Here is an 11929-nt window from a genome sequence, read left to right as displayed (position 1 = left end):
TTGGACCGAGGATGCCGGGGCGTAGCGCTCACGGAATGATGAAGCCGACCTCTTTCGAGCCGCTCCGGTTGCCGAACTCGTCCACGATGGAGACGGTCCAGAGGTAGGAGCCGGGCGCGAGCGGGGCGGCGACCTGCACCGAGGTGCTCTCGGGCGGGAGGCCGGTCATCAGCCGCTCGCGGACCTGCACGTTGGCCTCCTGCCGGATGATCTCCACCTGGAACGTGAACGGATAAGGCAGCCGCACCCGCTCCCATGTCAGCACCGGCGTCGGGTCGCTGAGGACGGCGAGTCCCTGCGGGTCCACGGCGACGGGCGTCTCTTCAATGACGCGCACGAGCGTCCAGGGATCGGTCATGTGTTCGAATCCGGCGCGGTCGCGCAGGCGCAGGCGAAAGGGGCGGCCCATGAGCGCCTGCAAAGCGCCGGTCGGGAAGTCCGCCTCCGGGAGGCTTCGGGTAAAACGGCCCGGCTCGGAGGCGCTCGGCAACGCCGTGGAGTAGCCGAGTTCCGGTATCTCCAGGAAGACGGCCTCGATGTCGGCGACCCCGTCGGGGTCGGTGATCTGTGCGGAGACCTCCAGCCGGAACAGGTCCAGCGGCGGCGGCCACCACCGGCTGATGTGGACCGTGGCCGTGGTCAGGTCCACGACCGACGGCAGCCCGTCGAGCCGAAGCGTGGTCTCGACCGGAGGCCCGAGCGGCACGGCCACCGTGTCGGTCGTGACGGCAAAGCCCTCCTTCAGGGCCTGCACGACGTACGTATCGACCGGAATCCGCCGGAAAGCGAACCGCCCCTGTGCGTTGGTCAGCGCCACGAACGGGCCGGGCGTCAGGCGCACCTCCACCCCGTCGAGGTTCCGGTACGGCGCATAGAAGCTCGTGACTTGCCCGTTCAGCGTGCCCACCTCCTCGAAGTTCTCCGACATCGGGTCGAGCGGATTGCCGTGTCCCGCGTCTTCGAGGCAACCCGTCGCGAAGACGAGGCCGACCACGACGGTTCCGGCCAGGGCGAGGCATCGACTCATCGCGCTGCGGGACGATATCATCAGGGTTGACGGGTCGCTTTGGTGGTGGTGGACACGGGCCGCTTGCGCCGCCTGCGGAGGCCGCCCCCTTCCTAATGTACGCAGCCGCGGCTTCATGCACACCCGGCGTATGAAAGGCGCCCCCCGCCCATGCCCGGCGCTCGCGTCCTTCTCCATACGTCAAGGCACGGAGAGGGTTCAGAGCACGAGGATGCTTCGGACGCGCGCGCCCCGGACGTCGAGGTCGCTGTCGATGGTGCGCCGGAACCGCTTGCGGCCCTCGGGAGCCACTTCGTCCACTACGATCATCATGGTAGAAATGCGGCGGTTGTCGGCGTCGAAGAGCGAGACCTGAATCTGGGCGTGATGGACGGGTTCGGGCGTCGGGTTGTAGAGCGTGCCGCTGAGCACGCGCGTGCCGCCGGGCAGGCGTTTGTACGTGAACGCTTCGATCTGCACGTTCGGCGCGTGCGTCTCCGTGTCCGCGTGGCTGCATGCGGACAGGGTCAGGATCAGGAGGCTGAGCAGCGTCATTCGCATTGCCACGCTTCCGGGGTCTGCTTCAACTCGTCTCTTCCGTGGGTTGCCGGCGCGCCGTCGTCGTTTCCCGGGGACGGCGTCTGCTCCGGGGAACCGCCGCCGCTCAGGCGAGGTCGGCCAGGTTGGCGCGCAGCCGCTGGAGTTCGGCCCGGGCGTCTTCGGCCTTTCGCCGCTCCTTCTCGACCACCTCGGCGGGCGCTTTCGTGACGAACTGCTCGTTCTGGAGCTTGCGCTCGACGCTCGTGAGGAACCGCTCCTTCTGTGCGATCTCCTTCTCGAGGCGGGCGCGTTCCACGTCGAGGTCGATCATGCCGGCGAGCGGGACGAAGACCTCGTGCCGGCCCACCACCACCGAGGCGCTGGCCTTCGGTTTGTCGAAGCCGTGGCCCACCGTCAGTTCGGCGACGCGGGCGAGCCGGAGAAAATAGTGAGGATGCGCGCGGAGGGCGGCTTCGAGCGCGTCGGCGTCGGCGACGTTCACCGTGGCGGCAATCGCCTTGCCGGGCGCGACGCCGTACCGGCTCTTCACGTTGCGAATGCCGGAGACCATCTCCTGGATCACGGCAAAGACTTCGGCGTCGGCGGCGTCCGTCTCCTCCGGGTTCGAGACGGGCCAGGCCGAGACGATGCATGCCTCTTTCTCCGCGCGAGGCCGCAGTTTCCACCACAGCTCCTCCGTCAGGAACGGCATGAAGGGATGGAGGAGCTGAAGCATCTTCTCGTAGAGCTCGACGGCCAGCGCGATCGTTTCCTCTTCCATCGCCTCTCCGGCGGGCGGTTTGATGAGCTCGAGGTACCAGTCGCAATAATCGCCCCAGAAGAGCGTATAAATCTTCGTCAGTGCCTCATTGAGCCGGTAACGGTTGAGGTCGTCCTCGAGGTCGGCAATGGTCCGGTTGAGGCGCGTGAGCATCCAGCGTTCGACGAGCTCGAGTTCGTCGAACGAGCGGCGGCGGCGGTAGTCCTTCGCGGGGCGGCCGTCGGCGTCGGTCTCCATGAACTGCCCGAAGACGTTAAAGGCGTTCCAGATCTTGTTTGCGAAATTGCGCCCCATCTCGAACTTCGAGGGGTCGAGCTTGATGTCCTGCCCCTGCGCGCACAGGATCGTCAGCGAGAAACGGACCGCGTCGGCGCCGTACTGCTCGATCATCTCGAGCGGGTCGATGCCGTTGCCGAGGCTCTTCGACATCCACCGGCCGTATTTGTCCTTGATCATCCCCGTGATGAAGACGTCGCGGTACGGGACCTCGCCCATGAAGTAGAGGCCGGCCATGATCATGCGGGCGATCCAGAAGAAGAGGATGTCGTAGCCCGAGACGAGCACGTGTCCGGGGTAGAAATAGGCGAGGTCGCGGCGGACGGTTTCACTGTCTTCGGGCCATCCGAGCGTGGCGAAGGGCCATAGCCACGAGGAGAACCACGTGTCGAGCACGTCCTCGTCCTGAATCATGCCCGGCTCCGGCTGCTCGACCGACACCACGAAGTCGCGGCTCTCGTCGATCTCGCCGTGCTCGTCGAGGTAATACCAGACGGGGATGCGGTGGCCCCACCAGAGCTGCCGCGAGATCGTCCAGTCGCGGATGTTTTCGAGCCAGCGGAAGTATTCGTTCTCCCACCGCTTCGGGTAAAAGGTGACCTTCCCGCTTCGGACGGCTTCGAGGGCGGGCTCGGCCAGCGGCTTCATCCGGACGAACCACTGCCGCGAAAGCAAGGGCTCGATGACGGCCTTCGAACGATGCGAGATCGGGACGGACACCGTGTACGGCTCGACCTTTTCGAGCAGCCCCGCCGCTTCGAGGTCGGCCACGATCTTCTCGCGCGCTTCGAAGCGATCCATCCCCGCGTACGGCCCGCCGTTTTCATTGATCGTGGCGTCCGGGTTCATGATGTTGACGACGTCGAGGCCGTGGCGCCGGCCGATCTCGAAGTCGTTCTTGTCGTGCGCCGGGGTGATCTTGAGCGCCCCCGCGCCGAAGTCCCTCTTGACGTATTCGTCGGCGATGACGGGGATCTCGCGTCCGATCAGCGGCAGCACGACCTTCTTCCCGATGAGCCGGCGGTAGCGCTCGTCTTCGGGATGCACGGCCACGGCGGTGTCGCCGAGCATGGTCTCGGGGCGCGTGGTGGCGATGGTGAGGAAGCCGCTTCCGTCGGCGAGGGGGTAGCGGACGTACCACAGATGCCCCTCGCGCTCGACGTTGTCCACCTCTTCGTCGGAGAGGGCGGTCTGGTCTTTCGGGCACCAGTTGACGAGGTAGTGCCCGCGGTAGATGAGGCCGTCCTCGTAGAGTTTGACGAAGACGTGTTGGACGGCGCGCGCGTAGCCCTCGTCCATCGTGAAGCGCTCGCGGCGCCAGTCGCACGAGTCGCCGAGGCGGCGTTTTTGCCGGAGGATGATGTCCCCGTATTCCTCGACCCATTCCCACACCCGCGCGATGAAGCGCTCGCGTCCGAGGTCGTACCGGGTCTTGCCTTCCTCTTTCTTGAGCGTCCGCTCGACGACGTTCTGCGTGGCGATGCCCGCGTGGTCCTTGCCCGGCATCCAGAGGGCCTCGTAGCCCTGCATGCGGCGCAGGCGCGTGAGCGCGTCCTGGATCGTGTCCTGAAGCGCATGGCCCATGTGCAGCCGTCCGGTCACGTTCGGCGGCGGCATCATGATCACGTGCGGCTCTTTCTCGGGGTTGACCTCGGCGTGGAAGAAGCCGTTCGCCTCCCAGTACGAGTACCACTTCGCTTCGATGGCGTGAGGGTCGTACGTGGTGCGCTTTTCGGCTTCGGCGGGCGTGCTCGTATCGGTAGACATAGGGTCGGTCGAAGTCCGTGGATGCGTCCGGACGCGGCGACCGTGCCCGGACAATCTTATAGACAACCGAAAACCCGGTCACGGCAAACGGGGTTCCACGCTCGCATCGGCGACCCGGCCGCGCAGACCGGATTGACGCGCAATTCTTCCGGCAGGGCGCAAAAAAAGAGCCGCCAGGTCATTGGGACCTGACGGCTCGGGTGTTGCTTTGATGTGCCCAGGACTGGAGTCGAACCAGCACGCCCTTTCGGGCACCGCCCCCTCAAGACGGCGCGTCTACCTATTCCGCCACCTGGGCTTGTTTCGGAGCCATTGTAGAACGTGAATCGTGGATTTGTTTCCCGGGAGGAAACGCTTGATTCAAAATCTAAAATCGCCCCTTTCTCTTCCGTGATCCCGCCAGGATTCGAACCTGGGACCCTCTGATTAAAAGTCAGATGCTCTGCCAGCTGAGCTACGGGATCGTCGAGCGCGCGGCCCGAAAATACAGAGCGCCAAAGTTACAGCCCGCCTGCGCCCGGCGCAAGGTGGGCGGCCCGCCCGCCCGGTGAAGTATTTATGAGAACGCACGCGGGGAAAACAGGTTCGGGGGGCGTCGTCAGGCCTCGGGCCTCCGGCATGGCCTCTTCGGCCAGAGCTCGCGCATGGGCCGACGCATGACGAGCCGGCCCTCCATGAGCGAGCGGTCATAGTTGATGAAGCCGTTGACGAGGTAGATCTCCTCGGGCGTGCAATCATAGATCAACTTGCACTCGCGGTCGCCCCGGCGATAGTCGTGCGTGAGGATGAGGGCGACGAGGCCGTTGCGGGCCGAGCCGACGAAGAGGTCCACCTCCTCCCCATCGCTGCCGAGGGTGTCGGGGATGTAGCCGTAGTCGATGGGGTAGCGGATGTCGGGGAAGCGGGGATGCGCCGAGCCGTAGGGCCGATCGAGGGTATAGCCGTTGCGGGCGATGAGAGCTTCCCAGCCGTTCCAGTCGAAGCGGTCGGCGATTCGGCGGAGGAAGGAAGGCGAAACGTGCATGGGGAGGGAGGCGGTTCACGGGGCGGCGTCGTGGGGGAGAAATCGCGGGCGGTTCGCGAAAATAAGGTCCCTCCTCGTTACTTGATAAAGCGTTCCGAGCCTGGCGCGAAGGGGCGTGAAGAAGAACTGTTAAGACCGTGTGTTAGAAGCGGCGATCAAAGGAAAATAAAGTGCGCCACACCCCGGAAAAAGCGCTTGCGTTTGACATGGGGAATGCCTAGAATGATCCGAGCGAACGCATGATAGGAAGATGTAAGGTGCACGTCTCGGGTAGGATTCATGCTTCGATTTTACGTGTGCGCCGATGCCTTCGCGATAGATGATTTGCCACCTGAAAGAGCGAGTTGCCGTCGATGCGCCGATTCCCCTCTTGCATTGAACTCGCCGCGCCCGTAGTCCCCGGGGCGTCCGGAGTCAAATCATACCATAGATTGCTATCATCCAAGAAATATCCGGTTGCTCCGGCAGCTGATATTATATACGCAGTTGCATTCCCTGTGGGGGTATCCGCTGGTCCGGGGGGATCCCTGAGGGAGTGATTCATGGCTTATGTATGACGGCATCCGATTTCTTAATCGAGCGATTGGAAGTTGGGAGACCTCGTCGTGTCGCGCGTTCCGGCGCGCGTGCTTTTTCGCCACAGAATGAGGTCGCGGACGTGATCGGTCGGCGGCGCGAGGGGTCGAAAGACGTCGTACCGTTGTTACACCCATTTAAAAAACCCTTTACTCAAAACAAGCATCTGGGAGGTTTCTATGAAACGATTTAGTACTGTGCTGGCTTGTCTGTGTATGGCAGGCATGTTTTTCAGCACCACTGCGCTGGCGCAACGAGTCGTCCAAATGCGCGGTGACATCTCGGCTCCGCTGCGTACGATGATTGGCCAGACCAATCACATGCAGCGCGGTGTGGCGCCGTACGCCATCCCGAACAAGTTCATGCGGTCCGACAAGGGCAACGGCGCCGGCCGTCAGGAGCGTACGCGCGGCGTGCAGGACTTCTACGGCACGGAAGGCACCAATGGCGTCAACGTCAGCTTCGAAGGCGCGCAGGATGCGGACAACGCCGCGCTGCTCGGCTTCGCCATCGTGCCGCCGGACACCAACGGCGACGTTGGTATGGACAACTACTTCCAGTGGATCAACCTCGTCGCCGAGATCTTTGCCAAAGACGGCACCTCGCTTACGGGGCCGTTTGCGGGCAGTGACTTCTGGATCGGCTTCGGCGGCCTCTGCGAGACCACCAACAGCGGCGACCCGATCGTGCTTTACGACGAAAGCGCCGATCGCTGGTTCATCACCCAGTTCGCCATCGCCTCGACCTTCTCGCAGTGCTTCGCCGTCTCGACGACGAGCGATCCCCTGGGGTCGTATGCACGGTATGAGTTGGACTTTGGCAGCGACCTGCCTGACTATCCGAAGTTCGGCATCTGGCCGACCTCGGGCAGCGGCACGGATTCCTACGTGATGACGGCCCGCATCTTCGCCGGCGGCTTCTCGTTCACCGGCATCGACGCGTGCGCCCTGGATCGTCAGGCCATGCTCGCCGGCGCTGCCACGGCCACGTCGGTCTGCTTCGACCTGACGAACAACGACGGCTATCTGCCCGCCGACGCCGACGACGTGCCTCCGGCCGACGCGCCCGCGCTGCTCATGGGCTCCCCCGGCACGACCGGCGGCGCAGACGTGCTGGAGATCTTCGAACTCGATCCGGACTTCGACAACGGCGGCGCCGGCGCCACGCTGTCGCTGGCCGCGACGGTTCCGGTCGACCCGTTCGACCACACGATCTTCTCCGTCCCGCAGCCCTCGCCGGGAGAAACGCTCGACGTGCTCGAGTTCACGCTGATGAACCGGGTGCAGTGGCGCGACGTGACCGGCTCGCCGACGCTGTTGGCCAACCACACCGTCGACGTGGGCAGCAACCGCGCCGGCATCCGCTGGTACGAGCTGCGCGACAGCGGCGGATGGGGCGTGCACCAGCAAGGCACCTATGCGCCGGCTGACGGCGAAAACCGCTGGATGGGCTCCATCGCCATGGACGGCGCGGGCAACATCGCGCTGGGCTTCTCGGAGTCCTCAAGCCAGCAGATGCCCTCGATCTACTACACCGGTCAGACGGCGGATCAGAGCGGCACCGGCATCATGAACGTGGCCGAGACGCTGATCCATGCCGGCACCGGCGTGCAGACGGCCTCCTCGAGCCGCTGGGGCGACTACAGCGCCATGAACATCGACCCGGTCGATGATTCGTTCTGGTACACCCAGGAGTACTATGCCTCCACGGGCAGCTTCGACTTCCACACCCGCATCGCCAACTTCACGCTCGATGCAGGCGCCGGCGGCGGAACGCCCGTCGTGGACATCACGATGCCGGCCGACGGATCCGTCTTCGCCACGGGCGACCTGATCCACTTCGAGGGCACGGCGACCGATGCGGAAGATGGAGACCTGACGGCCAGCCTGGACTGGACCTCCAGCATCGACGGGACCATCGGCAGCGGCGGCATGTTCGACGTCGTGCTCAGTGACGGTATGCATACCATCACGGCCTCGGCGACGGACAGCGACGGCAACACCGGCACCGACCAGATCACCATCACGGTCGGCGAAGTGCTTTTGGACTGCAACGCCTTCACCGAGGTGACGATGGTCGATGGCTTCGCGTTCGAATGGTGCTGGAACGGCGAAAAGATCGACGGCGCGATGGGTCCCGGTGGCGCCGACGGCGTTACCCAGCCCCCGCTCGTCTGTGACACCGACGGCGCGCTGGACGTCGAACTGACCGGTTCGGCCGTGAACATCTACCCCGTGACCTCCTCGACGGGTGCGGTCTGCCGCAATCCGGCCGGTGGCGGCGGCACGTTCACGCAGCTGGAGGCGGTCAACGAAGCGCCCGACGGTTGCACCTCGTTCTCGGACTCGTTCACCTACGATGGTGAAAGAACCGGCAACCTCACCTACGGCGGCGACTGGACGAGCTATTGCTTCGGCGCGCCGCTGGCTTCGGGCACGTGGAGCGGTACGTTCGACGCCTCAGGCCTGTCGGGACCGGTGGCAACGCCGTTGCCGGCCATGGGCGCCGTGGCGATGAAAGCCGCCAAAGCCGAGACGGGCAAACTCGCGGCCGCCGTGGGCGAAGCCGGCGTGCCGGTTGAGTTCACGCTGGAGCAGAACTACCCGAACCCGTTCAACCCGACCACGCAGATCGCCTTCGCGCTCCCCGAAGGAGCCGACGTGACGTTGAAGGTCTACAACGTGCTCGGTCAGGAAGTGGCCACGCTCGTGCAGGGCTACCAGGCCGCCGGACGTCATCAGGTGATGTTCGACGCGACGGATCTGAGCGCGGGTGTGTACCTGTACGTGATCCAGGCGGGTGACTTCACGGCGACGAAGCGGCTGACGCTGCTCAAGTAAACCGGGGAACAGACCTCGTCTCGATCTTCGGATCGACCAGACCGAAAGGGCCGGATGGCAATGCGCCGTCCGGCCCTTTCTCTGTTCCGGGTCAGCGAGCCCGGAAAACGACGTCGAGGAGTCTTGCGCCGAAAGCGCTCGCCTCGGGTTCACTGAGGACCCCTTCCTTGCGGATGCCTCCATGATTTTTAGTCGAAGCGCCTGACCTGAATCGCTCCATTTTTGCCGTATATAATGGAGGGCCTTCCGTAAAGGTCAATCTCAGGATTGCAACGCGCATGATTGGCCGATTCGGAATGCGTCTTCGAGAAGAATCTCCAGCCACATGAAAATGCGCCTTCGCGCAGGGGATGTCACGGTGATTGAGGAGGAGCGCGCGTGGATGACGAAACGTTTCGCTTCGGCGCTTCTTCTGTGATCTTCCGGCTTCTCGGGGCGTCGGCGTGCCCTTTCTTGAATGTGTTGAGGAATCGGTGTGTCGCGTGAAAGGATGGTATTTCCCACAAACGTGTTCGAGGTTCGCAAAAGCGTTCCTCGTTCCTTTATTAGCCCGGATATCAGGCGGTCTCGCCTCGTGTCATAACGTCGCGGTTCCTCGCGGCGTCTCCCATTATCGTCAACCCTTTATCCATTCATACCAAGTTACTCTTATGAGCCGAATGTATACGATGCTGGCCCTCGTGATGCTGGCAGGAATCTTTTCCACGGATGCCGTACAGGCGCAGCAGACGAAGTGGGTGATCCCCGCCGTCCAGCACGACACCTCCGCGCCTCTGCGCACGATGGCGACGGCGCGCGCCCCTCGTTTCAGTGATCAGATTTACCAGGTGCCGAACAAGACGCGCGGAGACAGCCGCTCCGTCGCGAACGTCTATACGGGGCCGGACGCCGCGCTGCAGACCGCGCAGGGCACGAGCGCGACCTCGGTGCTGTCGGATTTCGCCGGCGCGGACAACAACGACAACGCTTCGGTGGTAGGCTTCCGCGTGGCGCCCCCGGATACGGACGGCGACGTGGGGCCGAACCACTACGTGCAGATGGTCAACCTCGTCACGACGATCTTCGACAAGACCGGCGCGATCGTTCAGGGGCCGTTTGCTACGAGCGACTTCTGGGCGGGCTTCGGCGGCCTCTGTGAGACGACCAACCAGGGCGACCCCGTCGTGCTTTATGACGAAACCAACGACCGATGGATCGTCAGCCAGTTCGCCTTCGACGGAGGGTTTACGCAGTTCTTCGAGTGTGTGGCGGTCTCAACGACGGGCGACCCGACCGGGACGTATCATCGCTACGCCTTCGACTTCACGTCCATCGGCTTCAACGACTATCCGAAACTTGGAATCACCACGGAGTCGGTCACGCTGATGGCCAACCTGTTTGCGCCGCCGTCGTTCTTCTTCTCGGGATCGTTCATCGGCGCGCTCGACAAGAACGCGATGTATGCGGGACTGCCCGCCACGATGGTCGGCTTCAACCTCGGCGCCTCGGAGTTCGGCTTCGTCGCCGGCGATCTCGACGATCCCGACGGCACGGCGGGGTTTGTGCCGGCGCTCTTCGCCACGGCCATGTCCCGCGCGAACCTGTTCGATATCTGGGAGGTCGATGTGGACTGGACGAACCCGGGTGCGGCCACAGCCTCGCGCATTGCCGGTATTTCCATCACCCCGTTCGACAGTGACCTGTGCACGGCGGCCCGAGAGGCGTGCGTCCCGCAGCCCGGCACCGGTTCGGATCTCGAAGCGCTCTCCGACCGGCTGATGCACCGGCTCCAGATTCGCGACTTTGGCACGCATCTGAGCATGCTGGCCAACCACACGGTCGATGCCGGCAGCGGGCGCGCCGGGATCCGGTGGTATGAGATGCGCAGCACGGACGGCGGCGCCACGTGGACCGAGCACCAGGAAGGCACCTATGCCCCGAACGACGGTCTGCATCGCTGGATCGGTTCGATTGCCATGAACGCCGCCGGCGACATTGGGCTGGGCTTCCTGCGTTCGAGCAACACCGAGTTCGGCTCCGTGGCCGTCGTCGGGCAGACCGCCGACCAGAGCGGCACCGGCATCATGAACGGCGCCGAAGAGGTCTGTGTGGCCGGCACCGACGTGCAGACCGGCACGGCGCGCGCCGGTGACTACAGCGCCCTGAACATCGACCCGGGCAGCGACACGTTCTGGTATACCCAGGAGTATTTCAACACGAACACGGGCGGCACGCAGTCTTTCCACTGGGATACGCGCGTATGTGAGTTCGACGTGATGTCCGGTGGCGGCGGCGGCGGCCTCCAGGTCACCATGACCCCCGTCAATCCGCCCATCGTGATCGGCGCCGGCGGCGGCTCGTTCGACTATACGTTCCAGATCGACAACACCGGAACGGTTTCGGAAACGGTCGACATCTGGATCACCATCACGGGCAACGGCATCAGTCGCACCCTCGGTCCCGTGACGAAGACCATCGCCGCCGGCGGCACGCTCAGCAAAACGTTCACGCAGACCGTTCCTGCCGGCGCACCCGCAGGCACGTACACGCAGACGGGCAATGTGGGCAACTTCCCCATCGCCGACGCCAGCGACAGCTTCACGTGGGAGAAGTCGGCGGCGAAAGGCGGGGAGATCGCCATCGTGAGCGAATGGGGCTCGAACTTCGAGCAGGTCTTCGCCAGGGGTGGAACGGAAGCCGGCGTGCCGGATGAGTTCATGCTGGAGCAGAACTACCCGAACCCGTTCAACCCGACTACGCAGATCGCCTTCGCGCTCCCCGAAGGAGCCGACGTGACGTTGAAGGTCTACAACGTGCTCGGTCAGGAAGTGGCCACGCTCGTGCAGGGCTACCAGGCCGCCGGACGTCATCAGGTGACGTTCGACGCGACGGATCTGAGCGCGGGCATCTACCTGTACGTGATCCAGGCGGGTGACTTCACGGCGACGAAGCGGCTGACGCTGCTCAAGTAAGCCGGGGAACAGACCTCGTCTCGATCTTCGGATCGACCAGACCGAAAGGGCCGGACGGCAATGCGCCGTCCGGCCCTTTTTACATTTGTGAAGCGTTCCGGCAAGGATTCTTCTCCAACGGCTCTTTATATTTGCTGTGCCGGATCCATCAGACACGCGACGGCCGCC

Annotated in this window: 6 protein-coding genes and 2 tRNA genes; 2 read left to right on the top strand and 6 right to left on the bottom strand. The window is 64.1% G+C overall.

Annotated features, from left to right (window positions below; translation table 11 throughout):
* Positions 1-28: 28 nt before the first annotated feature.
* The 6 genes from AC1HIY_RS01935 to AC1HIY_RS01910 all read right to left on the bottom strand — a co-directional run bounded on the left by AC1HIY_RS01935 (position 29) and on the right by AC1HIY_RS01910 (position 5394).
* A complete protein-coding gene (locus AC1HIY_RS01935; RefSeq protein WP_479575013.1) occupies positions 29-1027 on the bottom strand; it encodes a carboxypeptidase-like regulatory domain-containing protein in 999 nt (332 codons plus the stop codon).
* A 198-nt stretch (positions 1028-1225) separates the two neighbouring features.
* Complete coding sequence (locus tag AC1HIY_RS01930; RefSeq protein ID WP_479575012.1) at positions 1226-1567, bottom strand: FxLYD domain-containing protein; 342 nt, start codon at positions 1565-1567, stop codon at positions 1226-1228.
* Positions 1568-1670: 103 nt separating this feature from the next.
* Entirely contained in the window at positions 1671-4370 is a 2700-nt protein-coding gene (locus AC1HIY_RS01925; RefSeq protein ID WP_479575011.1) for a valine--tRNA ligase, read from the bottom strand.
* 214 nt (positions 4371-4584) lie between these two features.
* Positions 4585-4668: transfer RNA gene (locus AC1HIY_RS01920), tRNA-Leu, on the bottom strand.
* Positions 4669-4761: 93 nt separating this feature from the next.
* Positions 4762-4834: transfer RNA gene (locus tag AC1HIY_RS01915), tRNA-Lys, on the bottom strand.
* A 134-nt stretch (positions 4835-4968) separates the two neighbouring features.
* A complete protein-coding gene (locus AC1HIY_RS01910) occupies positions 4969-5394 on the bottom strand; it encodes an inorganic diphosphatase (RefSeq protein ID WP_479575010.1) in 426 nt (141 codons plus the stop codon).
* Between the two features lie 842 nt (positions 5395-6236).
* Here AC1HIY_RS01910 and AC1HIY_RS01905 point away from each other — a divergent pair.
* Positions 6237-8810, top strand: coding sequence for a T9SS type A sorting domain-containing protein (locus tag AC1HIY_RS01905; protein ID WP_479575009.1), 2574 nt, complete (start codon positions 6237-6239; stop codon positions 8808-8810).
* 650 nt (positions 8811-9460) lie between these two features.
* Positions 9461-11761 (top strand): T9SS type A sorting domain-containing protein, encoded by a 2301-nt coding sequence (locus tag AC1HIY_RS01900; protein ID WP_479575008.1) that lies wholly within the window; start codon positions 9461-9463, stop codon positions 11759-11761.
* The last annotated feature ends 168 nt before the right edge of the window (positions 11762-11929 follow it).

The organism is Rhodocaloribacter sp. (assembly GCF_056451265.1).
Note: the sequence above shows the minus strand (reverse complement) of the source record. Positions and strands in the feature narration are given on the sequence as shown.

What these genes read in the sequence shown, in the direction of transcription:
- AC1HIY_RS01935 (WP_479575013.1), bottom strand. Translation starts at nt 1,027, where the DNA reads ATGAGTCGATGCCTCGCCCTGGCCGGAACCGTCGTGGTCGGCCTCGTC.
- AC1HIY_RS01930 (WP_479575012.1), bottom strand. Translation starts at nt 1,567, where the DNA reads ATGCGAATGACGCTGCTCAGCCTCCTGATCCTGACCCTGTCCGCATGC.
- AC1HIY_RS01925 (WP_479575011.1), bottom strand. Translation starts at nt 4,370, where the DNA reads ATGTCTACCGATACGAGCACGCCCGCCGAAGCCGAAAAGCGCACCACG.
- AC1HIY_RS01910 (WP_479575010.1), bottom strand. Translation starts at nt 5,394, where the DNA reads ATGCACGTTTCGCCTTCCTTCCTCCGCCGAATCGCCGACCGCTTCGAC.
- AC1HIY_RS01905 (WP_479575009.1), top strand. Translation starts at nt 6,237, where the DNA reads ATGCGCGGTGACATCTCGGCTCCGCTGCGTACGATGATTGGCCAGACC.
- AC1HIY_RS01900 (WP_479575008.1), top strand. Translation starts at nt 9,461, where the DNA reads ATGAGCCGAATGTATACGATGCTGGCCCTCGTGATGCTGGCAGGAATC.